This is a genomic window from Phenylobacterium sp., from assembly GCF_965229015.1.
Taxonomy (GTDB): Bacteria; Pseudomonadota; Alphaproteobacteria; order Caulobacterales; family Caulobacteraceae; genus Phenylobacterium.
On the sequence record NZ_CBDDIM010000002.1, the window covers coordinates 269,596 to 291,916 of the forward strand.

The 22,321-nt window shown below is 71.3% G+C and carries 21 protein-coding genes; 12 read left to right on the plus strand and 9 right to left on the minus strand.

Translation table 11 applies throughout. The annotated features are described in order from the left end of the window. Positions 1-3: 3 nt before the first annotated feature. The 5 genes from trpB (at position 4) to ACO06I_RS17525 (ending at position 5,325) form a co-directional block, all read left to right on the plus strand. Entirely contained in the window at positions 4-1,224 is a 1,221-nt protein-coding gene (trpB, locus tag ACO06I_RS17505; RefSeq protein ID WP_421933901.1) for a tryptophan synthase subunit beta, read from the plus strand. Then, complete coding sequence (gene trpA, locus ACO06I_RS17510; RefSeq protein WP_421933902.1) at positions 1,221-2,054, plus strand: tryptophan synthase subunit alpha; 834 nt, start codon at positions 1,221-1,223, stop codon at positions 2,052-2,054. The genes trpB and trpA overlap by 4 nt, the downstream gene beginning before the upstream one ends. A 4-nt stretch (positions 2,055-2,058) precedes the next feature. Further along, on the plus strand, positions 2,059-2,991 hold the full coding sequence (gene accD, locus ACO06I_RS17515) for an acetyl-CoA carboxylase, carboxyltransferase subunit beta (RefSeq protein WP_421933903.1): 933 nt from the start codon (positions 2,059-2,061) through the stop codon (positions 2,989-2,991). A gap of 78 nt (positions 2,992-3,069) precedes the next feature. Next, on the plus strand, positions 3,070-4,389 hold the full coding sequence (locus tag ACO06I_RS17520; RefSeq protein WP_421933904.1) for a bifunctional folylpolyglutamate synthase/dihydrofolate synthase: 1,320 nt from the start codon (positions 3,070-3,072) through the stop codon (positions 4,387-4,389). A gap of 75 nt (positions 4,390-4,464) precedes the next feature. Continuing rightward, positions 4,465-5,325, plus strand: a complete 861-nt coding sequence (locus tag ACO06I_RS17525; protein ID WP_421933905.1) for a hypothetical protein — start codon at positions 4,465-4,467, stop codon at positions 5,323-5,325. 146 nt (positions 5,326-5,471) lie between these two features. On the opposite strand, the gene trxA is transcribed toward ACO06I_RS17525, so the two are convergent. The 7 genes from trxA to ACO06I_RS17560 all read right to left on the minus strand — a co-directional run bounded on the left by trxA (position 5,472) and on the right by ACO06I_RS17560 (position 15,499). After that, positions 5,472-5,795: a thioredoxin gene (trxA, locus tag ACO06I_RS17530; RefSeq protein ID WP_421933906.1), complete on the minus strand. Its 324-nt coding sequence runs from the start codon at positions 5,793-5,795 to the stop codon at positions 5,472-5,474. A gap of 80 nt (positions 5,796-5,875) precedes the next feature. After that, positions 5,876-9,358 (minus strand): double-strand break repair helicase AddA, encoded by a 3,483-nt coding sequence (gene addA, locus ACO06I_RS17535; RefSeq protein ID WP_421933907.1) that lies wholly within the window; start codon positions 9,356-9,358, stop codon positions 5,876-5,878. Next, positions 9,355-12,390, minus strand: coding sequence for a double-strand break repair protein AddB (gene addB / locus ACO06I_RS17540; protein WP_421933908.1), 3,036 nt, complete (start codon positions 12,388-12,390; stop codon positions 9,355-9,357). The genes addA and addB overlap by 4 nt, the downstream gene beginning before the upstream one ends. Further along, entirely contained in the window at positions 12,387-13,094 is a 708-nt protein-coding gene (locus tag ACO06I_RS17545; protein ID WP_421933909.1) for a nucleotidyltransferase family protein, read from the minus strand. The genes addB and ACO06I_RS17545 overlap by 4 nt, the downstream gene beginning before the upstream one ends. Next, positions 13,091-14,188, minus strand: a complete 1,098-nt coding sequence (amgK, locus tag ACO06I_RS17550) for an N-acetylmuramate/N-acetylglucosamine kinase AmgK (protein ID WP_421933910.1) — start codon at positions 14,186-14,188, stop codon at positions 13,091-13,093. Before amgK ends, ACO06I_RS17545 begins: the two co-directional genes overlap by 4 nt. Next, positions 14,166-14,633, minus strand: a complete 468-nt coding sequence (tsaE, locus tag ACO06I_RS17555) for a tRNA (adenosine(37)-N6)-threonylcarbamoyltransferase complex ATPase subunit type 1 TsaE (RefSeq protein WP_421933911.1) — start codon at positions 14,631-14,633, stop codon at positions 14,166-14,168. The genes amgK and tsaE overlap by 23 nt, the downstream gene beginning before the upstream one ends. Next, positions 14,630-15,499, minus strand: a complete 870-nt coding sequence (locus ACO06I_RS17560) for a GNAT family N-acetyltransferase (protein ID WP_421933912.1) — start codon at positions 15,497-15,499, stop codon at positions 14,630-14,632. Before ACO06I_RS17560 ends, tsaE begins: the two co-directional genes overlap by 4 nt. A gap of 139 nt (positions 15,500-15,638) precedes the next feature. On the opposite strand from ACO06I_RS17560, the gene ACO06I_RS17565 reads away from it, so the two are divergent. The 3 genes from ACO06I_RS17565 to ACO06I_RS17575 are packed head-to-tail and all read left to right on the plus strand — an operon-like array spanning position 15,639 to position 18,708. Further along, positions 15,639-16,496 (plus strand): alpha/beta hydrolase, encoded by an 858-nt coding sequence (locus ACO06I_RS17565; RefSeq protein WP_421933913.1) that lies wholly within the window; start codon positions 15,639-15,641, stop codon positions 16,494-16,496. Between the two features lie 9 nt (positions 16,497-16,505). Beyond that, positions 16,506-18,017 (plus strand): CoA-acylating methylmalonate-semialdehyde dehydrogenase, encoded by a 1,512-nt coding sequence (locus tag ACO06I_RS17570; RefSeq protein WP_421933914.1) that lies wholly within the window; start codon positions 16,506-16,508, stop codon positions 18,015-18,017. A gap of 25 nt (positions 18,018-18,042) precedes the next feature. Then, complete coding sequence (locus ACO06I_RS17575) at positions 18,043-18,708, plus strand: hypothetical protein (protein ID WP_421933915.1); 666 nt, start codon at positions 18,043-18,045, stop codon at positions 18,706-18,708. A gap of 15 nt (positions 18,709-18,723) precedes the next feature. On the opposite strand, the gene ACO06I_RS17580 is transcribed toward ACO06I_RS17575, so the two are convergent. Continuing rightward, on the minus strand, positions 18,724-18,957 hold the full coding sequence (locus ACO06I_RS17580; protein WP_421933916.1) for a hypothetical protein: 234 nt from the start codon (positions 18,955-18,957) through the stop codon (positions 18,724-18,726). Between the two features lie 101 nt (positions 18,958-19,058). Between ACO06I_RS17580 and zapE the strand changes: the two genes are divergently transcribed. Then, on the plus strand, positions 19,059-20,171 hold the full coding sequence (zapE, locus tag ACO06I_RS17585) for a cell division protein ZapE (protein ID WP_421933917.1): 1,113 nt from the start codon (positions 19,059-19,061) through the stop codon (positions 20,169-20,171). Here zapE and ACO06I_RS17590 read toward each other — a convergent pair. After that, entirely contained in the window at positions 20,168-21,049 is an 882-nt protein-coding gene (locus ACO06I_RS17590; RefSeq protein WP_421933918.1) for a LysR substrate-binding domain-containing protein, read from the minus strand. The genes zapE and ACO06I_RS17590 overlap by 4 nt on opposite strands. Positions 21,050-21,153: 104 nt before the next feature. Here ACO06I_RS17590 and ACO06I_RS17595 point away from each other — a divergent pair, with 104 nt between their 5' ends. From ACO06I_RS17595 to sdhD, 3 genes are read left to right on the plus strand one after another with little or no spacing between them, the layout of a single operon-like run. Beyond that, a complete protein-coding gene (locus ACO06I_RS17595) occupies positions 21,154-21,465 on the plus strand; it encodes a hypothetical protein (RefSeq protein ID WP_421933919.1) in 312 nt (103 codons plus the stop codon). A 54-nt stretch (positions 21,466-21,519) separates the two neighbouring features. Continuing rightward, positions 21,520-21,927: a succinate dehydrogenase, cytochrome b556 subunit gene (gene sdhC / locus ACO06I_RS17600; RefSeq protein WP_421933920.1), complete on the plus strand. Its 408-nt coding sequence runs from the start codon at positions 21,520-21,522 to the stop codon at positions 21,925-21,927. Beyond that, complete coding sequence (gene sdhD, locus ACO06I_RS17605) at positions 21,927-22,313, plus strand: succinate dehydrogenase, hydrophobic membrane anchor protein (protein ID WP_421933921.1); 387 nt, start codon at positions 21,927-21,929, stop codon at positions 22,311-22,313. Before sdhC ends, sdhD begins: the two co-directional genes overlap by 1 nt. The last annotated feature ends 8 nt before the right edge of the window (positions 22,314-22,321 follow it).

Below are 22,321 nucleotides of genomic sequence, written 5' to 3' on the forward strand. Positions count from 1 at the left end.
ATCGTGAACGCAGCCGCCAAGCCCAACGACTACGCCGCCTATCCCGACGCCGCCGGGCGGTTCGGGGACTATGGCGGGCGCTACGTGCCCGAAACCCTGATGCCCCTGGTCCACGAGCTGGACGCCGCCTACCAGGCGGCCAAGGCCGATCCCGCCTTCCAGGCCGAGCTGTCGGGATTCCTGAAGCACTATGTGGGACGCCCCAGCCCGCTCTATTTCGCCGAGCGGCTGACGGCCCACTTCGGCGGCGCCAAGATCTATCTGAAGCGCGAGGAGCTGAACCACACCGGCTCCCACAAGATCAACAACTGCATGGGCCAGATCCTGCTGGCCCGCCGCATGGGCAAGACCCGGATCATCGCCGAGACCGGCGCGGGCCAGCACGGGGTGGCCTCGGCCACGGTCTGCGCCCGCTTCGGCCTGCCCTGCGTGGTCTATATGGGCGCCGTGGACGTGGAGCGGCAGAAGCCCAACGTCTTCCGCATGAACCTGCTGGGCGCCACCGTGGAGTCGGTGACCTCCGGGTCGGCGACCCTCAAGGACGCCATGAACGAGGCCCTGCGCGACTGGGTCACCAATGTCGCCGACACCTATTACATGATCGGCACCGCGGCCGGCATGCACCCCTATCCGGAGATGGTGCGCGACTTCCAGTCGGTGATCGGCCAGGAGGTGCGCAGCCAGATCCTGGAGGCCGAGGGCCGGCTTCCCGACGCGGTCGTGGCCTGCGTCGGCGGCGGCTCCAACGCCATCGGCATCTTCCACCCCTTCCTCAACGACGAGGGTGTCAAGCTCATCGGGGTCGAGGCGGCCGGCGAGGGCATGGACAGCGGGCGTCACGCCGCGGCCATCAATGGCGGCCGTCCCGGCGTCCTGCACGGCAACATGACCTATCTGCTGCAGGACCCCGAGGGCCAGATCACCGAGGCCCACTCGATCTCGGCGGGCCTGGACTATCCGGGCATCGGCCCCGAGCACTCCTGGCTGCACGATGTGGGCCGGGCCACATACCTGACCGCCACCGACACCGAATCCCTGGACGCCTTCAAGCTGTGCGCCGAGCTGGAGGGCATCCTGCCGGCCATCGAGAGCGCCCATGCCCTGGCCCGTCTGGCCGACGTCACCCGCGACGTGGGCAAGGGCGGGATCGTGGTGCTGAACCTGTCGGGCCGCGGCGACAAGGACGTGGCCACCGTCGCCGCCCACCTGGGACGCACGATTTGACCAAGGCTCGTATCGATGCGCGTTTCGCCGCGCTGAAGGCGGAGAACCGCGCCGCCTTCGTGGCCTATGTCATGGCCGGCGACCCCGACTACGACACCGGCCTGGAGATCCTGAAGGGCCTGCCGGCCGCCGGCGCCGACCTGATCGAGGTGGGCTTCCCCTTCTCCGACCCCATGGCCGAGGGTCCGCCCATCCAGCGCGCGGCCCTGCGCGCCCTGGACAAGGGCATGACGCTCTCCAAGACGCTCGCCATGATCGCCGAGTTCCGCAAGGGCGACCAGACCACGCCGATCATCCTGATGGGCTACGCCAATCCCCTGGTGAACCGGGGCTTTGCGACCTTCGCCAAGGACGCCGCCGCCGCCGGGGCCGACGGCCTGATCGTGGTGGACATCCCGCCCGAGGAGGCCGATCCCCTGGCCGACGCCCTGGACGCCGAACAACTGTCCCTGCTGCTGCTGTCGACCCCCACCAGCGACGACGCCCGCCTGAAGATCATCGCCCGGCGCACCTCGGGCTTCGCCTACTATGTCTCGGTGGCGGGCGTGACCGGGGTCAAGGAGGCCGACGCCGCAGTGGTGGCCCCCCAGGTGATCCGCGTGCGCGCGGCGGGCGGCCTGCCGGTCTGCGTCGGCTTCGGCATCAAGACCCCGGAACGCGCCGAGGCCGTGGCCCGGGTCGCCGACGGCGTTGTGGTGGGCTCGGCCCTGGTCGAGGAGATCGCCGCGGCCCTGGCAATGAACGAAACCGTGACCACGCGGGTTCTTTCCAAAGTGGATTCCTTGGCTAAGGCTGTGCGCTTCGCGCGAGTCGCTAGCCCGACGGTGTAGACCCATGGCGATGGCTGAGCACAGAAACGAAAAGTCCGGCAAACCCCCGAGCGTTCCGACGCCGCGGGAGCGGGGCGGATGGCTGGCCAAGATCGCGCCGGGCGTGCGCAACCTGGTGGCCAAGCGCGAGACCCCGGAGAACCTCTGGGTCAAGTGCCCCGACACCGGCGAGATGATCTACCGCTCGGACCTGGAGGCGGCCCTGTGGGTCACCCCGTCCGGCAACCACATGCGGATCGGCGCCGCCAAGCGCCTGGAATACACCTTCGACGACGGCAGCTATGAGCGCATCGCCTCGCCGACCGTGGTGGAAGACCCGCTGAAATTCCCCGACGACCGGGCCTATCCCGATCGCCTGAAGGCCGCCCGCAAGGCCACCGGCGAGGTGGACGCCATGGTCATCGCCTATGGCGCCATCAAGGGCCAGAACGCCGTGGTGGTGGTGCAGGACTTCGCCTTCATGGGCGGCAGCCTGGGCATGGCCGCGGGCGAGGCCTTCATCAAGGCCGCCCAGGAAGCGGTGCGCCGCCAGGTTCCCTTCGTGATCTTCACCGCCTCGGGCGGCGCGCGCATGCAGGAGGGTACGCTCTCCCTGATGCAGCTGGCCCGCACCACGGTGGCGGTCAACGAGGTCAAGGAAGCCGGCCTGCCCTACATCGTGGTGATGACCGACCCCACCAGCGGCGGGGTCACCGCCTCCTACGCCATGCTGGGGGACGTGCACCTGGCCGAGCCCAACGCGATGATCGCCTTCGCCGGCCGCCGGGTGATCGAGCAGTCGATCCGCGAGACCCTGCCGCCGGGCTTCCAGCGCGCCGAGTTCCTGGTGGAGCGCGGCATGGTGGACCGGGTGGTGACCCGCTGCGAGATGACCACGGTGCTGGGCTCCATCCTCAAGACCCTCATGATGGGACGCAACGCTTCCAAAGCCGCCTAGATCACACGCGGGTCGCGGGCGGGGTTCCCATTTCTCCACCCGCTCCAGTCCCATCCAGCCCTCTCCAGGCCACGCCCCATGTATGATGAGATCCGCGCCTTCGACGCGATGATCGCGCGCCTGCGCGAGCGCTTCCCCTCCCTGATCGACCTGTCCACCGGACGGATCGAGCGGCTGCTGGCCCAGTTCAACCGGCCGCAGGACCGGCTGCCGCCGGTGATCCATGTGGCCGGCACCAACGGCAAGGGCTCCACCACCGCCTATCTGCGGGCCATCGCCGAGGCCGCCGGGCTGAAGGCCCATGTGCTGACCTCGCCGCACCTGGTGCGGTTCGCCGAACGGATCCGGGTGGCGGGCGAGCTGATCACCGAGGCCGAGCTGACCGCCCTGATCGACAAGATGATCGCGGTGAACGCCGACCAGCCCATCAGCTTCAACGAGATGCTGACGGCCATGGCGATCGTGGCTTTCGCCGACAAGCCCGCCGACCTGACCATCATCGAGGTGGGGCTGGGGGGCCGGTTCGACTCCACCAATGTCTTCGAGGCCCCGGCGGTGAGCGTCATCACCCCCGTCGACTACGACCACCTGGAGATGCTGGGGCCGGAGCTCTCCAAGATCGCCTGGGAGAAGGCCGGGATCATCAAGCGGGGCCGCCCGGTGGTGGTGGCCCGCCAGCTGGAGGAGGCCCTGGAGGTCATCGCCCGCGAGGCCGAGGCCCTGGAGGCGCCCATGCTGCTGATGGGCCGCGACTTCGACGCCTGGGAGGAGCGGGGGCGGCTGATGGTGCAGACTCCCGACCAGCTGCTGGACCTGCCGGCGCCGAGCCTGTTCGGCGGCTACCAGTTCGCCAACGCCGGGGCCGCGGTGATGGCCGCCATCGCCTGGGGCCATCCGGCCATAGACGAGGCGGCGCTCGCCAAGGGGGTGTCCTCGGCGGTGTGGCCGGCGCGGTTCCAGCGGCTGACGGCGGGGCCGCTGGCCAAGCTGGCCGCCGAGGGTGGGGCCGACCTGTGGCTGGACGGGGGACACAATCCCCATGCCGGCCGGGCCCTGGCCGAGGCCGCCGGACGCCTGGTCGCCCGGGACGGCCGCCGCCTGGCCCTGGTGACCGCCATGTACGCCCGCAAGGACGCGCTGGGCTTCTTCCAGCCCTTCGGCGAGCTGAAGCCCAAGGTGTTCGCCACGGGGTTCGACTCCGCCAACGCCGCGCTCCCTGAGGACCTCGCCGCCGCCGCCCGCGGGGCGGGGCTGGAGGCGGAGATCGTCGCCGATGTGGAGGAGGGCGTGCGCCAGGCCCTGAAGAGCGCCGAGCCCCCGCCCCACATCCTGATCTGCGGCGGCCTGCACTTCGCCGGCGAGGTGCTGGCCATGAGCCCGGAGACCTGGCCGAGCTGAGGGGTGGCGCCTACCGCCCCTTGCCATCCGCGTCCTTCATGTTCTAGTTTTGTTCCGAAACTGAAGGAGCCTCCCATGACGTCCGTCCTGGACCGCGCCCGCGATTTCCTGCTGCGCAATGGCCGCCTGCTGGAGCGGCGGCTGTTCGAACACCATTTCGAGGGCGCCTCGGTCGAGCCGGTTGTGCGGGCGCTCGTGGCCTATCAGGGCCGCGACGGGGGGTTCGGATCGGCCCTGGAGCCCGACAAGCGCGATCCCGCGAGCCAGCCGGTGGACGTGCAGATCGCCTTCGAGATCCTCGACGAGGTGGACGCCTTCGATCCGCTGATCGCCGCTCGGGCCTGCGACTGGCTGGCCAGCGTGGCCACCGCCGAGGGCGGGGTTCCCTTCGCCCTGCCCAGCGTCAACGCCGCGCCCCATGCGGTCTGGTGGGCCGTGGAGGGCGCCCAGCCCCCGGCCGACATCAATCCCACCGCCGCCCTGGTGGGGCTGCTGCGCAAGCACGGGATCGATCATCCGTGGATCGCCAAGGGGGAGGCCTTCTGCTGGTCGGTGATCGACGGCGCCCAGACCGACAAGTTCCACGACCTGATGCCGATCATCGGCTTCCTGGAGCACACGCCGGATCGGCCGCGCGCGGAGGTGGCCCTGGCGGCGCTGGCGGCGCGCATCCCGGGTCTCGTGGAGCTGGACGTGGACGCGGTGGGCTATGTGAAGAAGCCCCTGGACTGGGCGCCGTCCCCCGCCAGCTTCTGCCACCGGCTGTTCTCGCCCGAGGTGCTGGGCCACCACCTGGCGGCGCTGGAGGCGCGGCAGGCGCAGGACGGCGGCTGGCCGATCAGCTGGGAGACGGTGGGCCCCGGGCCGCAGATGGAATATCGCGGCGTGATGACCGTGGCGGCGCTGAAGACCCTGAAGGCTTACGGGGCCTTATGAACAAGGGTGTCATCCCGCATGGAGGCCGCAGGCCGGAAGTGCGGGACCCAGAATCACCGAACTTGCCGGCACGCCCCGCGCGTCTGGGTCCCGGACAGCCGCTGCGCGGCTTCCGGGATGACACAGGGGGATAGCTCAGTCGGGCGTCAGAGCCCGGCTTCGTTGAGCCACTCGACGATCTTCTGCTTGGGCATGGCGCCGACCTTCATCGAGGCCATCTGGCCGTCCTTGAACAGCATCATGGTGGGGATGCCGCGGACGCCGTAGCGCGAGGGGGTGGTGGGGCTTTCCTCGATGTTGAGCTTGGCCACGGTGACCTGGGCGCCCATCTCGGCGGCGATCTGCTCGAGCGCCGGGGCGATCTGCTTGCAGGGGCCGCACCATTCGGCCCAGAAATCCACAAGCACGGGCTTGGAGGACTGCAGGACGTCCTTGTCGAAGGACTCGTCGGTGACCGCTACGGTGCTCATCAAAAGCTCCTTGTTACGCTGCGACCTCAACGCCGGGCCGCGATGTTCGATCCGCCACATAGGCGGCGCCTGTCCTGGTATCAACCGGCGCGGCCAAGCTCGGCAAGGGTTTGGCCGATAAGTATTTCTGGGATCGCCATCAGCTTGGGGCCGTCGGTCCACACCAGCGCGGCCTCGATCCGGTGCTGGGGAAAGACTTCGGCGAGCACGGCGGCGTAGATCGCCATCTGCCGCAGATAGGCCGGGTCGGCGTCCTCGATGCGCGCCGGCGAGGGGCGGTTGGTCTTGAAATCGGCCACCAGCACCCGGTCCTCCAGCACCACCAGACGGTCGATTCGCCCGGAGATGGCCAGGCCGGGCGGCAGTCTGGCGGCGGTCCCGGCCAGCGCCACCTCGGCGCGGCTGCCGGGGCCGAACACCTCGGCGAAGCGGGGATCGTTCAGGACGCCGAGCGCCGCGGCGGTCATCTCGGCGCGCTGGGGCTCGGTAAGGTCCCGCTCCCGGGCCAGCAGGCGCAGGGCGGCGGCGGGGCGACCCTCCAGCGGCAGGTCGGGCAGGACCTGCAGCAGGCGGTGGATCAGGTCCCCGCGCCGGAAGCGGCCCAGGCCTGCGACGGCGGCCAGGGGCGAGGCGGCGGGCGTGGCGGCGTCCTCCCCCAGCTGGGAGGGAGAGGCGTAGCGGGCGTGGGGCTCGGCGACCGCCTGGGCTTGGGTCCAGGCTGGGGCGGGCGCGGCGGTGAGCGTCAGGTCGGCGGCCTGGCCCAGGGCCTGGGGATCGGGGCCGAAGCGCAGGAACTCCAGCTCGCCCGCGCGGACGGTCCGCTTGTGCGGGTTGATCTGCGCATGGTCGAAGGCGGCCGTCAGCGCGCCCCACCAGCCCTTGAGGTTCTCTTCCTTGGCGTTGGCGGCGATCCGACCGCAGAGGACGAGACGATCGCGGGCGCGGGTGAGGGCCACATAGAGCAGGCGGTAGGCCTCGTCCTCCTCGCGGGCGGCGCGGCGCTCGCGGGCGGTGGCGGAGGCCTCGCAGTCGGCCTTGGCCGCGGCGCACCAGAGGAAGCCGCCGGCCTCGGTCTCCATCAGGGGCGTGCCCCGCGCGCCGCGGCTCAGGGTGGTCTCGGGCAGGAAGACGATGGGCGCCTCCAGGCCCTTGGCGCCGTGGGCGGTCATCACCCGGACCTCGTCGCGGGCGGCCTCCATCTCGCGCTTCACGGTGATGTCGAGGCTGGCGAAGGCGGCCGCCAGGCTCTCCAGGTCCTCGATCCCCCGGCGCTCGGCGGCCAGGACCTGGGCCAGGAACTCGTCCAGGGCGTCCTGCGCCTCGCTCCCCAGGCGCCGCAGCAGGCGCTGGCGCATGGAGCGGCCTTGGGCGTCGCGGGTCCCCAGCAGCCGGGCGTAGAGCTCGAAGGGCCTTCGCTCGCGGGCCTCCGCCAGCAGGCCGGCCAGCAGGGCGTGGGCGTGCCCCCAGGCCGGGCGTTCCTCGGCCCGGGCGGCGAGCGTCGCCCAGAGGCTGGCCTTCCCCCGCGGCTTGGCCAGGTCGTAGAGATCCTCGTCGGCGAGGTCGCAGAAGGGGCTGCGCAGCAGGGCGGCCAGGGTCAGGTCGTCGGCGGGGAAGAGGGCGAAGCGGGCCACGGCCACCAGGTCGTCGAAGACGATGTGTTCCGACAGCGCCAGGCGGTCGGCGCCGGCCACCGGGATCTTGGCGTGCTTGAGCGCCCGCAGGATCTCCTCGAACAGCGCCTTGCGGCGGCGCACCAGGATCAGGACGTCGCCGGGGCGGGCCGGGCGCCAGACGCGGGTCTCCTTGTCGAACACCCCGTCGCCGCGGGCCAGGAGGGCCGCGATCTCGCCGGCGACGCGGGCGGCCAGGCGCTTGTTGGCGCTGGCCTCGGTCTCCTGGTCGAGGGGGGCGTCCCAGGCCTCCCGGACGTCGCCCTTCTCCTCCCGCTCCAGGGGCCAGATATCGACGCAGCCGGCGTGGTCGACCCGGCGGGGCTGGTGGACGATGGGCTCGGCCAGGGCCCGGGGCAGGATGGCCGAGGCCAGCTCCGGGGGCGAGAAGGTCGCGTCGACATAGGCCAGCACCTGCGGGGTGGAGCGCCACGAATCCAGCAGGTCCACCCGCTCGAAGCGAAAGCCGGCGCCTGTGGCGCGGTCCTTGTGGAACTCGAACTCCTGGATCAGCAGCTCGGGCCGGGCGCCCTGGAAGGAGTAGATCGACTGCTTCTCGTCGCCCACCACGAACATGTTGCGCTCCAGCCGGGTGGCCGTCGGGACCCCCGCGCCGGAGAAGAACTCGCCGGCCAGGGCGCGGACGATGGCCCACTGGTCCGGCGCGGTGTCCTGGGCCTCGTCCACCAGGATGTGGTCGATGCCGCCGTCCAGCTTGTAGAGCACCCAGGCGGCGGCGGGGCTGTTGTCGACGAGCTTGCAAGTCTTCTCGATGAGGTCGGCGAAGTCCAGCGCACCCTGGGAGCGCTTCTCGATGTCGTAGGCCGCCAGATAGGCCGCGGCCAAGGTCAGGGCGCCGTCGGTGTCCACCGCCACCTGGGCGGCGCGGCGATAGGCGCGGGCCTCCTCCAGGGCCTCCTGGTCGGCCAGCAGGGCGCTGCGCAGGGGTTCGTGGGCCTTGAGGCCACTGGTCTTGGCGACCCAGGTGGCCGGCGTGCCCTCGCCGTTGTCGATGAACAGGCAGGTGAGCGCGCCGGAGAAGCTGGGCTCGGCGGCGAGCTCGGCCAGGGCCGCCGCGTTCTTGGCGTCGGCCTTGCCGCCCTGGGCCAGGACGTGCGCGGCCTCGCGCCAGCTGCGCAGGTTGAGCGCGGCGACCGCCTGGAGCTCGACGGCCTCTGGGTCGACGGGCTCCGGGAAGCCGCAGACCTCCCAGACATCGGCCACGGCGCCGGGCAGGCCGCCAGTGCGCGCGAGGTAGGCGGCCAGCCGGCCCCGGGCGCCCTCGAAGGCGCCGAACATCGACTGGAAGCTCTGGAAGTCGAGGGCCACGGAGAACCGGGCATAGGCCTCGGCGACACGGCCCTCGCCCTTGAGGGCCAAGCGGGCCACCCCCTTGCGGGCGGCCGCGGCGATGGCGGCCGAGGCGGCGTCGTCCATGACCCGGAAGCCGGGGGAGACGCCGGCCTCCAGGGGGAAGCGGCGCAGCAGCTTCTCGCAGAAGGCGTGGATGGTCTGGATCTTCAGGCCGCCGGGGGTCTCCAGGGCGCGGGCGAAGAGGGCGCGGGCGGCCGACAGGCGCAGGTGGTCGTAGTCGAGGATCGGCCGCCCCTCGAGGTCGGACAGGGCCTGGCGCAGCCGCGTGTCGTCGCAGACCGACCAATCGCCCAGCAGGCCGAACAGCCGGCGCTGCATCTCGGCGGCGGCGGCCTTGGTGTAGGTGACGCAGAGGATGGTGGCGGGCTCGGCCCCGGCCAGCAGCAGGCGGGCGACCCGGTCGATCAGGGTCTTGGTCTTGCCCGAGCCGGCGTTGGCGGTGACGAAGGCCGAGAGCTCCGGATCGGCGGCGACGCGCTGCGGATCGGTCTCGCGGGTGGGGAAGGGGATCGCGGTCATTCCCCCTCCTCGTCGCCGCTGGTGGACCATTCGAACACCCGGGCCAGGTGGTCGTAGTCGCTGATGTGGGTCTTCACGAACTGCGGGGCCGAGCGCGACAGGTAGGGCTGGGCCGGGTCGTCGAAGCGGGCGATCAGCTTGCCCAGGCCGTCCAGGGCGGTGCGGGCGGCGGCTTCGCTCTCCTCGCCGGCGGCGGCGCGCACCTCCTCGCGGCCGGCGGGCTTGCGGCCGGTGACCTCCAGATAGGTGAGGTCTCCGGGCATGGGGCGGCCCAGGGTGGGGAAGCCGCCATAGGCCAGGATGGCGGCGGTGAGGGTGAGCTGGGGCGAGAAGCCGGTGTCGACCACCTTCTGCGAGGGCGCCTTACCGGTCTTGTAGTCGAGGATGTGGCCGTAGCCGTCCGGCGACAGCTCGATGCGATCGGCCCGCGCATTGACCTTGAACAGGCCGGCGGGGGCCATGATCTCCAGCTCGCCCTTCAGCTCCACATGGATGGTGCGGCCGTCGGCCCGCCTGCGGCGCTCCAGGTCGGCGACCCAGAGGGCGGCCTCGCGGGCCAGAGCGCTCTCCCGGGCCAGCGCCTCGTGGGGCATGCCGGCCTCTTCCAGGGCGGTGACGTACATCGCCTCGAAGATGGCCGCCGCGTCGGGGGGAACCTCCACCGGATGGGCCTCGGCGAAGCGTTCGAAGGCCTTGTGGATGGCGGTGCCGCGGGCGCGGGCCTCGACCGCCTCGTCGGGGCGCTCGAGGGGATAGAGCCGCAGGATGTCGCGGGCCCAGACGGCGTAGGGGTCGCGGGTCAGGGCCTCGACCCGGGTGACCGCCATCTCGCGGGGGCGGTCGGCGACGGGCGGGCGCGGGGCGGGGCGCTTGGCCGGCGTGTAGTCCGTGGCCGCGTCGAGGGACCGGGCCCAGTCGAGGATCTCGGGCCGGGTGGGCAGGTCGACGCCGGCGCCGCGCGCCAGGGTCTCCAGCCGCCAGAGCCAGCGGGACTTCACGGCCGGGGCGCCCTCGCGGCGTTCGGAGTGCAGCAGGATCACCTCCGGCGCGCAGGCGGCCTGGGCGAAGTCGTGGGCGGCCAGGCCCACGCGGCGCTCCGGCGGCGGCAGGCCCAGGGCCTCGCGCATCGGACGCGACAGGAAGGGGTCGAGGGTCGCGCCCTGGGGCCAGACGCCCTCCTCCAGGCCAGCCACGATCAGCCGATCGGCGCGGGTCAGGCGGGCCTCGATGGCCCCCAGGATGCGCAGGCGTGGATGGGTGGCGCCCCCCGAACGGATGCTCTCGCCGGACATCAGCCGGGCCAGCAGGTCGGCGAAGCCGCGGGGGCTGACCGCCGGCGAGCCGTCGGACTCGCTCATCAGGCCCGACAGCAGCCGGCCCAGGGCCTCGCCGCCGTGGCCGGCCCAGAGTTCGCCGGGGTCGCCGCTCTCGTCGCCGGCCAGGGCCTCCATGGTCTGGGCCAGGGCCCGGGCGGCGGCGGCTGGCGGCGCCACATCCTCGGCATAGGGGGTCAGCAGCGGGGCCAGGACCACGCGAAGCTGGGCGGCGAAGGCCAGCGCATCCTCCAGCGCCGGCAGGTCGGCGCGGGGCTCGTCCATCCTGCGGCGCAGGCGGGCGTCCAGGGCCCCCCAGCTGGTCTGGCGGGGGCCGCGCAGGCCGTGCAGCTCCAGGGCCGCGCGGCGGCGGTCCAGGGTCTCGGGGTCCAGGCCCAGACGCACGAAGGGGTGCTTGGCGATGGCCAGCAGGGTGACGGGGTCCAGCGGATCGCTGGCCGCCCGCGCTGTCAGGGCGGCCAGCACCCCGCAGCGGCAGCCGGCCAGGGCCGAGCCCGCCGAGGAGTCCGCGCCGACGCCCCAGCGGGCCAGCTTGGCGGCGACGCGGCGGGCCAGGGTCTGGTCGGGCGCCACCAGGGCTGCGGTCATGCCGGGGGTCTCCAGGGCCTCGCGCAGCAGCAGGGCGGCCACGGTGGCGGCCTCCTCCTCGGCCCGGGCGGTGACCACCGACAGGCCCTCCAGGCCCGCGGCGATGGGGTCGACGCCCTCGCTCTCGCCCTCGGCGCGCAGGGTCTCGATGACGGTCAGCCAGTCGGCGGTGGCCTCGGCCGGGCGCAGGGCCTCGTTGATCACCCGGCGGCGCCAGCGGCCGGCGGTGTCGAGGGTGTCGGAGGCGGGCCAGAGGACGACGTCGCCCCGGGCGGCGCCGGCGCGGGCCAGCAGCCGCTTCATGGCGCCCTGCGGATGCTGTTCCCCGACCTGGGCCCAGGCGGCCTCGGCCAGGCTTTCGTCGAGGCCCGGCAGGATCACGGCCCCCTGGGGGGCGCGGGCGATGACCGCCAGCAGGTCGGCGGTGGCCGGCGCGGTGCCGGTGGAGCCCGCCGCGATCAGCACCCCCTCCGGCGGCCGGTGGTCCCAGGCCTCGGCCAGGGCGCGCAGCAGGGCCACCCGGCGCTGGCTGACATCGACGACCCCCAGCTCGCGCAGGCGGGCCGGCCAGGCGACCAGCGCGGTCTCCAGGAACTCGCGGCTGACCCGCCAGTGCTCGGCGAGGTCAGCGCTCACCAGGTCGGCCAGGCCTTCCTTGGCGCTGACCTCCTCGATCTGCAGGCTGTCGAGGAAGGATCCCAGGGCGTCGGCCAGCTCCAGGGCGGCCGAGGCGTCGAGGTCGCGGTTCAGCGCCTTCTCGTGGCCCTTCACCAGGGCGATCAGCTCGAAGCGGCGGCGCAGGGGATCGATGGCGGCGGGCAGGTCGATGGCCAGCTCGCCGGGCTCGAAGGGCGGCTCGCCCTCGTCCAGGTCGCCCAGGGGCCGGATCTGCGGCGGCAGGACCGCGCGGCCGCCCGCGGCGGCGATGAAGGCGTCGGCCAGCGCCCGGGCGCCGCGCCGGGTGGGGGTCAGCACCACGGCCTGGGACAGGGCCTGGGGCCCGAGCGGCGACAGCGCGTCGAACAGGCCGCCGGCCAGGTCGTGGACGAAGGGACGATGGGCCGGGATGTTGAACCAGCGGGGACCGGCCGAGGCCAGCAGGGGGATCACGTCAGCCTCGCTTCGGCCTCGTCTCGCGCGATAGGGTCGCCCACCTGCATCCAGAGACCGTCCAGTTGCAGACCGAACAGCCGCCGCTTCCGGGTCGAGGCGATCCAGATGTCGCGCAGGGTGAAGGCGTCGCGAGGATCGGCATAGACCAGGGTCGGATCAAGAATCTCGATGCCGAAACAGTGCAGCGGCGCCTCGGCTGCCTGGCCCCGGTGGGTCAGGGCCCCGTCGGGGTCCTGGAAGAAATCTCCGGGGGTGTCGAAGCCCATGGTGCGGGCCTTGGGGATGACCACCAGCAGGGCGTCCATCCGGGCCGGGTCCCAGGCCTTGGCCAGGGTGGTCATCGGCGGTTCGCCGGGGACGTCCCAGACATAGTCGCTGTTGCAGACCCAGACCGGCGCGTCACCGATCAGGCCCCGCGCGTGCTTGATGCCGCCACCGGTCTCCAAGAGTCTGGCGCGCTCGTCGGAGATCAGGACCTCGACGTCCGTCCTGCGCTTCAGATGGGCTTCCATCTGGTCGGCATGGGCGTGGACATTGACCACCACACGCTCCACGCCGGCGGCCACGAGGGGATCGATCATGTGATCGATCAGGGCCTTGCCGGCGACCTCGATCAGGGCCTTGGGCTGATGATCGGTCAGGGGCCGCATGCGGGTGCCGAGGCCAGCAGCCATAACGATGGCGGTCTTGGGCGCGCTCATCGACGGCTCTCCTGCGGGACATGCTCGTCGAACCAGGCCGCCAGCTCGGCCAGGGCCGGGTCGGCCAGGCAAGCGTCGAGATAGCGCCACAGCCTCGGCATGAAGGCGGCGTAGCGGGGCTTGGCGTCGCGGGTCACCAGGCGGGCGAAGATGCCCAGGATGCGGACGATGTTGAGGGCGCCGAGCGCGTGGTAGTCGGCCAGGAATTGGGCCTGGTCGAGGTCCGGCCGCAGCTTGAAATAGTAGGCCAGGGCCGCGGCCTCCCGCTGGGGCGACACATCCCGGCGGGCGTCGTGCAGCAGCATGGACATGTCCCAGGCCGGGTGGGCGCGGACGGCGTCCTGGAAATCCAGCAGGCCGACCCGGGCCGCCCCCTGGCGCTCGGGCAGCCAGATCAGGTTCTCGGCGTGGTAGTCGCGGTGGCAGAAGACGCTGGCGCCGGCCGCCCCGTGGGCGCGGATCGGGGCCCAGATCGCGTCCCACTCGGCGACCGCGGCGTCGCTGAAGGCCAGCTCCGGCTTCAGCCTGGGCAGCCATTCGGGAAGGATGTCGCCCGCGGTCTTCAGCGCGACCTCGTCATAGTCCAGCAGAGGCCATTCGATCCCCGGGGCGGTGAGCATCCTGGGCGCCGTGGCCGTGTGCAGGTTCACCAGGCCCTCGATGGCGGCGTCATAGAGGGGCGCCTCGTCCTGGCCGCCGGCGATCAGGACAGCGAAGAGGTCGTCGCCGAGGTCCTCCAGCACCGCCAACCCTTGCGCGGCGTCATGGGCCAGGATGGCGGGCGCCGAGAGGCCCTGGGCCTTCAGCCACTGCGCCACCGCCACGAAGGCGTCGACCCGGCCGGCGGCCAGGCGGGCCAGGGCGTTGTAGCCGGACTGCGCCCGCTGCTCCGGCGTGGCCTCGGGGGCGCAGGGGGCGGTCTCGGCGTTGGGGGGCTGGTCCATGAAGATCAGGCTGGGGCCACGGGTCGGATGCAGCCGCTCATAGGCCCGGGTCGAGGCGTCGCCGCTCAGGGGGACGCGGGCGGCGTCACCCCAGCCGTGCTGGGCCAGGAAGGCGGACTTGATGGCCTCACGATCGGAACTCAAACCCACGTCCTTTCCAGGCGCCGCTGGGGGTCAGGCGCGCGCGGCGGCCCTCCCCCTCGAGGATGATCTCTATATCAAGCCGGTCGGGCGGCAGGCGACCTTCCAGGCGTTCGGGCCACTCGATCAAGGCCGCCCCGTCCTCCAGGGCCTCGTCCAGGCCGATCTCATAGGCCTCGTCGGGGCTGGTGAGCCGGTAGAGGTCGAAATGGGCCACCGAAATGGAGGCCCCTTCATAGAACTGAACAAGCGTGAAGGTGGGGCTGGGCACATCCTCGGCAGGCGTGGTGAGCGCCCGGATCAGGGCCCGGGCCAGGGTCGACTTGCCGGCCCCGAGCGGCCCGGTCAGGCAGATGGCCTCGCCGGGCTTCAGCGCTCCGGCCAGGGCCGCGCCGAGGGCCGACGTGGCGGCCTCGTCCTCCAGGGCGATCTCACCGGCCGCCGGGCGGATCATGCGAAGGGCCGGTCGGGCTGGTGGGGCAGGACACCGGCGATATAGGCCTTCACCGCCAGGGTCGCGAGGTTGACGTCCGGGTCGAGCGCTTCGGGGGGGATCAAGGGCCCCACGGTCAGGTCAAAGGCCCGGCCCCGCTTGTTCAGCAGCTCGTGGAACAGGGTGATGTCCCGCAGCTCGCCGGAGAAGTCGTTGAAGAGGTGGAACAGGGTCGACCAGGGTCCCGACAGGTGCATGGGGACGATGGGCGCCTCGTACTTGCGGGCGATGGAGAAGGCGCTGGGCATCCAGGGGGGATCCATCAGGGTCCCGTCCGGCGCCTTGCGGGCCAGGCGTCCGGCCGGGAAGATGGCCAGGGCGCGCTCGGCCTCCATGGCCTCCCGGGTGAGGTTCAGGGTCAGGCGGGTGCGCTCGCGGGTGCGCTTGGCCTCCACCCACTCCACCGGGATCAGCACCTCGCTGAAGGCCGGCGACACCCGATGGGCGTCGGCGTTGGCGTAGAAGCAGAGGTCGGGGCGCAGGCCCTTGACCGCGTCATAGACGGCGATCCCGTCGGCGATGCCGGTGGGGTGATTGCAGATCAGCACCACCCGTCCATGGGCGGGAATCCGCTCCAGGCCGCGCACGCTGACCTTGACGTCCAGCAGGGCCGAGACGTGCTCCAGGGCCTGGCGGCCCGACATCTGGGCGATGTCGTCGGCCATGGTCCGGGCCTTGCGGTAGTCCAGCAGGCGGTAGAGCAGGGGCCGGATCAGCGGCCATGCCGCCCCGCCCGAGAGCTTGGGGGCGCGCTCGGCGATCAGGGTGTCGACGATGTGATCGTGATAGGCCCGCCGCGCCGGCAGGGCCTCGGTGGCGACGCTCATGGGGGCAAGATGCCCTTGCCCGCGCGCCCGGTGCAAGGGGCTGCTCCCCTGTCCCTGACCTGGGAAGAAATGAGCGATCTTCAAGTCTGGCGGTCCCACGCCGTCCCGCCCAAGCTTCGCCTCCATCCCGGGGGAAGACATGACGACCACGGACCATGAACCGGCGACGATCCTGGCCACCCATCGGTACAGTCTGCATAGCGAGGCGATCGGCGAGACCTTCCAGATCGATGTCGCCCTGCCCAGTCCCTGGGCTGGCCAGCGTCCCGATCATCGGCTGCCGGTGATCTATGTGATGGACGCCAACACCGTGTTCGGGATCGCCGCCCAGGCCCTGCGTTTCCTGCAGAACGGCGACGGGGTCCCGCCCTGCCTGCTGGTGGGGGTGGGCTATCAGCTGGAGGGGCCGCGCCGCCGCCGCCGCGACTATGGCGGCCTGCGGACCCGGGACCTGACCCCGAGCTTCGACGCCGCGTTCCACGAGACCCTGCTGGCGCAGATGGGGGACCGCCCCCTGCCCGACATCGGCCCGGCCGGCGGCGGCGAGGCCTTCCTGGATTTCCTGATCGAGGGGGTGCGACCCTTCATCGCCGAGCGCTACGCTACCGATCCGGGAGACCAGACCCTGGTGGGCAGCTCGCTGGGGGGCCTGTTCAGCCTGCACGCCTACCTGACCCGCCCGGGCGCCTTCCAGCGGCATGTGGCGGGCAGTCCGGCCCTGTGGTGGCGAGGCGGCGAGGCCTTCGCCACCGAGGCGCAGGCCCGGCCCGATCCGCAGACCCGGCTGTTCCTGTCTGTGGGGGGGCTGGAGACCGATCCGCGCTGGCCCATGGTCGACCATATGCGGCGGATGGCCGAGCGGCTGGCGGGGCGCGGCCTGCCGGTCACCGCCCACGTCTTCGAGGGCGAGAGCCACACCTCGGTGATCCCCGCCGCGCTGAGCCGCGGCCTGAGATCGGTGCTCGCGCCCCTACCCACCCGCGCCGGGACGTCCTAAAAGCTCGGCATGCGCGAGATCACACACTTCATCGACGGCGTGTCCGTCGCGGGGACCTCCGGCCGCTACGGCGAGGTCTTCAATCCCAACACCGGCGAGGTCCAGGCCCGCGTGGCCCTGGCCACCCCGGCCGAGCTGGACGCCGCCGTGCAGGCCGCGGTCCGGGCCCAGCGGACCTGGTCGGCGGTCAATCCGCAGCGCCGGGCGCGGGTGATGTTCGAGTTCAAGCGGCTCGTCGAGGCCCGCATGCAGGAGCTGGCCGAGCTGCTCTCCTCCGAGCACGGCAAGGTCATCGCCGACTCCAAGGGCGACATCCAGCGGGGCCTGGAGGTGATCGAGTTCGCCTGCGGCATCCCCCATGCGCTCAAGGGCGAATATACCGAGGGCGCGGGTCCGGGCATCGACGTCTATTCCATGCGGCAGCCCCTGGGCGTGGCCGCCGGGATCACCCCGTTCAACTTCCCGGGCATGATCCCGATGTGGATGTTCGGGATCGCCATCGCGGTGGGCAACACCTTCATCCTGAAGCCCTCGGAGAAGGATCCGACCCTGCCGGTGCGTTTGGCCGAGCTGTTCATGGAGGCCGGGGCGGCCCTGGGGATGGACCTGAAGGGCGTGCTGAACGTCGTGCATGGCGACAAGGTCGCCGTCGACGCCATCCTCACCCACCCCGACATCGCCGCGGTCAGCTTCGTCGGCTCCTCGGACATCGCCTCCTACGTCTATTCGACCGGGACGGCGCACGGGAAGCGGGTCCAGGCCATGGGCGGGGCCAAGAACCACGGCATCGTCCTGCCCGACGCCGACCTCGACCAGGTGGTCAAGGACCTGTCGGGGGCGGCCTTCGGCTCGGCCGGCGAGCGCTGCATGGCCCTGCCGGTGGTGGTGCCGGTGGGCGCCAGGACCGCCGAGGCCCTGCGCGAACGGATGATCGCCGAGATCGACACCCTGAAGGTCGGCCTCTCCAACGACGCCGCCGCCCAGTACGGCCCGGTGGTCACCGCCGCCCACAAGCAGAAGATCGCCGACTACATCCAGATCGGCGTCGACGAGGGGGCCGAGCTGGTTGTGGATGGCCGCGGCTTCTCCATGCAGGGCTACGAGAAGGGCTTCTTCATCGGCCCCAGCCTGTTCGACCAGGTCAAACCGGGCATGAAGACCTACAACGAGGAGATCTTCGGCCCCGTCCTGCAGATCGTCCGCGCCGAGACCTTCGAGGAGGCCGTGGCCCTGCCCTCGGCCCACCAGTACGGCAACGGCGTGGCCATCTTCACCCGCAGCGGCCGGGCGGCCCGCGAGTTCGCGGCCCAGGTCAATGTCGGCATGGTGGGGATCAATGTCCCGATCCCGGTGCCGGTGGCCTACCACTCCTTCGGCGGCTGGAAGCGCAGCGCCTTCGGCGACACCAACCAGCACGGGATGGAGGGGGTGAAGTTCTACACCAAGGTCAAGACCATCACCGCCCGCTGGCCCGAGGGGACAAGCGAGGATTCGGCCTTCGTCATCCCCACCATGCGTTAAGCTGGCGCGGAACAAGGAGTTGGCGATGACATTCCGGACCTGGGCGATCCTGATCCTGGTGGCGGTTCTGGCCGGAGTCGGGGGCTGGGCTTACTGGAACTACGACCTGCGCTGGCGGCCCAAGACCATCACCAAGCACCAGGCCGAGATCACCAAGATTCTGGAACAGGCCGGCTGGGCCTCGCCGGGCTTGACCAAGACCAAGCTCTACATGGTCTCCTTCCGCACCTGCCCCGACTGCCTGCGGTTCAAGAAGGAGGAATTCCCCGGCCTGCACGCCGCCGGCGTCGACACCCGGGTGATCGAGATCGCCCGGCGCGACAAGAACGGCATCGCCAAGTCCACCCCGGTGGAGCGCTCCACGGTGGCCGAGCTGTGGATCCGGCATGGAACGCCCAAGGCCTGGGAGCTGATGGAGCAGTGGGAGGCCGTGGTCCCCGAGGCCTGGACCGCCCCCGGCATCCCGCCGGCCGACGGCGACATGGCCCGCAGCGCGGTGATCGAGGCCGGCCGCAAGATGACCGAGGACCTGCGGCCGCTGCTGAAGGCGAACGGCGTCGCCGTCAGTGATCCGACGGGCATCCGCTATCCCACCCTGGTCTGGTGGAACGCCAAGGGCGAGATGCGGGCCTGCGCCTGCGAGCAGCGGGAAACCTACCGCTTCGTGCGCAAGGAGCTGGGGGCCGACTGAGCCGGCGTCAGGCGGTCAGGTCTTGAACGGCTTGCCGCTGACGATTTCCTTGTTCCGCAGCCGCGTCTTGGGCCCCTGGCCTCGCTCGGCCTCGGTCTTGATCGGCCGCCGGCTGTGATTGGCGCCGTGCAGGGCGCCCGGCTCCGATCCGCCCCAGTCGAGCTGGGGGCTGTCGCGGCCCTCGAGGTCGTGGGGGTCGACACCCGCGGGCGTGCCGATGAAGGGCTTCTCGGGGTTGGTGTCGGACATGGGCTTCCTTTCCGGACTGGACACGATCCCAACTGATCCGACGCTAGGAAGTTTCGCGCCCGCCGTTGTGATCTAGATCATCTGCGGTTAGGCGGGGTGCGATGGCCTCCGCCCTGCAAGCCGCCTATGACGCCCGCCTCGCCCAGGGGGTCATCCGTCCCGACCCCGCCCAGGCCGCCGGCCTGGCCGCCCTGGTGCGGCTGGAGGGGGATCTGGCGGCCAGCGAGCCCTCGGGGCTGTCGGCCTTCTTCCGAAAGCCCGAGGCCCAGCGCGGGGTCTATCTCTGGGGGCCCGTGGGGCGGGGCAAGTCCATGCTGATGGACCTGTTCTTCGAGACCGCTCCGGTCGACAGGAAGCGCCGCACCCACTTCCACGTCTTCATGGGCGAGATCCACCGGCTGATCGGGGCATGGCGGAGCGGCGACGCCGCAGCCCGCAAGGCCCGGTTCGGCCAGCACAAGGGCGACGATCCCATCCCGGCGGTGGCCGACGTGGTGGCGCAGGACGCGCGCCTGCTGTGCTTCGACGAGTTCCAGGTCACCGACATCGCCGACGCCATGATCCTGGGGCGGTTGTTCGAGGCCCTGTTCGCCCGCGGCGTGACCCTGGTGGCCACCTCCAACCGGGTTCCGGACGCCCTCTACAAGGATGGCATCAACCGCCAGCTCTTCCTGCCCTTCATCGAGATGATCAAGACCCGGCTGGAGGTGGTGAGCGTGGCCGGCGGGCACGACTATCGCCTGGACCGGCTGCGGGCGGCCGGGGTCTGGTTCTCCCCCGACGATCCCGACAACCAGCGCAGCTTCATGGCCCTGTGGCGCGACATGCTGGGCGGCGAGGCCGAGATCGGCGAGACCCTGGAGGTGCTGGGCCGCAAGGTCCACCTGCCCCACGCCTCCGGCGGCCTGGTGCGGGCGTCCTTCGCCAGCCTGTGCTCGGTGGCGCTCGGCCCCAACGACTATGTGGCGCTCGCCGAACGCTTCCACACCGTCTTCCTGGAGGACCTGCCCAGGCTCACCGCCAACCGGCGGGAGGAGGCGCGGCGCTTCGTCATCCTGATCGACGCCCTCTACGAGGCGCGCACCAAGCTGATCGTGCTGGCGGAGGCCGAGCCCATGGCGCTCTATCCGCAGGGCGACGGCGCCTTCGAGTTCGAACGCACCGCCTCGCGCCTGCAGGAGATGCGCTCGGCCGACTGGCTGGCGGAGGACTAGGTCCGCAGGCTCGTCACCAGGTCCTGGGCGTAGGGGCGCAGGTCGGCGAAGCGGCGGACGCAGAGGGTGAGGTCGCGGACGGCCCAGTCGTCCTCAAGCTCGATCACCGAGAGCGGCGTCGTCTGGGCCACCCGGGCGGCGGTGGACTGCGGCACGACGCCGACCCCCACGCCTGCCTCCACCAGCCGGCAGACGGCGTCGAAGCTGCGCAGCTGGACGCGCAGGTTCAGGCCAGATCCGAGGCGGGCGGCCTTGTCGGCCAGGAACCGTTGCAGGGCGCTCGTGCGCTCCAGCCCCACCAGGTCGTAGGCCAGCACGTCGGCGAAGGCCACGCGGGCCCGGGCCGCCAGCGGATGCCCCTTCTGCGCCACGACGACGAAGCGGTCCGACCGGAAGGGAAAGGTCTCCAGGCCGCCGACGTCCACCGTGCCGGCGACGATGCCGATGTCCCCCACCCCCTCGGCGATCAGGCCGACGATCTCGTCCGACAGCCGCTCCTCCAGGTCGACCCGGACCCTGGGATTGTCGGCCAGGAACCGCCCCAGGGCCTCGGGCAGGAACTCCGTCGACGCATTGGTGTTGGCCAGCAGGCGGACCTCGCCGGTGAGGCCGCCGGCGAAGGCGCCCAGGTCCTCCCGCATTCGCGCGCTCTGGGCCAGGATGGTCCGGGCGTGCTTCAGCAGGGTCAGGCCGGCGGGGGTGGGAGTCACGCCCTGGCGGGATCGCACCAGCAGCCCGGCCTCCAGGCTGTTCTCCATGCCGCGAATCCGCGTCGAGGCCGCCGCCAGGGCCAGCGCGCTGCGCTCGGCGCCGTGGGTGATCGAGCCGGCGTCGACCACGTCGCAGAACAGCTTCAGGTCGGTGAGGTCGAATCTCATCCTTCGTCCTTTGCGAAGGAAGACTAAGTCAATTGCGCATTGAAGTGGAGGAAATTTGGCGTGAGGCTTCGTGGAATCCGAATGTCGATCGAATGGGGCGCCGCATGCTCACCTATCTGATGGAACGAACCATCCCGCCGCGTTTCGACACGACCGATCCTGATCAGGTGGCCCTGCACGCCCGTTGGGCGACGGACGCCTACCGGGAGGTCGGCGCCTTCTGGCTGGGCGGCGTGGTCACCGAGGATCGGATGTTCAGTCTGGTCACCGCGGAGGCCGAGGGCGACCTGCGCCGCTACTGCAAGTCCCTGGGCATCGCCGACCAGGACGTGACTCTGCGTCAGGTTCTGCGGCCGCTCGGGCCCTACTTCGCCATGGCGCGCGATGACGCCCGCTTCCGCCCTCCGCTTCGTTGACACCGGGCGCCCGGCGCTTAAAAGCGGAACCGCTTCATCCTCTTGGAAACAGCCATGACAGAAACCACCCAGGGGCCTCGCGAACGCCCGCTGTCGCCGCACCTGCAGGTCTGGCGGCCGCACGCCACCATGGTGGGGTCGATCCTGCACCGGATCACCGGGAGCGCGCTCTATGTCGGCGCCCTGATCCTCGCCGGATGGGCCATGTCCCTGGCCGCCGGGCCCGACGCTTACCAGACCTTCATGGAGCTGCTGGGCTCGCCGCTCGGCAAGCTGGTGATGTTCGGCCTGACCCTGTCGGTCTTCTACCACCTGGCCAAGGGCGTTCAGCACCTGTTCTGGGACGTGGGCGCGGGCTTCAAGCTGGCGACCGCCAATATGGGCGCCGTGGCCTGCTACGCCTTCGCCGTCGCCGCGACCCTGGCCGTCTGGGCCATCGCGGCCATGACCGGAGCGCTGTGATGGAAAATTATCGCACCCCCCTGCGCCGCGCCCGCGGCCTCGGCTCGGCCAAGCACGGGGTCGGCCACTGGATTTCCGAGCGGGTCACCTCGGTGGCCCTGGTTCCCCTGGTCCTGTGGGCGGTGTTCGGGGTGATCACCCTGGCCGGCACCGACTATTACGGCGCGGTCGCCTGGATCGCCAACCCGGTCAACGCGGTGCTGATGGTGCTGCTGACGGCGGTGTCCTTCCTGCACATGCACGCCGGCATGCGGGTGATCGTCGAGGACTACATCCACAAGTCCCTGAGCAAGTCGGCCCTGTTGCTGCTCAATCTCTTCGTCTGCGCCCTGGCGGGATCGCTGGCGGTGTTCTCCATCCTCAAGGTCGCGCTGGGAGGCGCTTGATCGGTCCC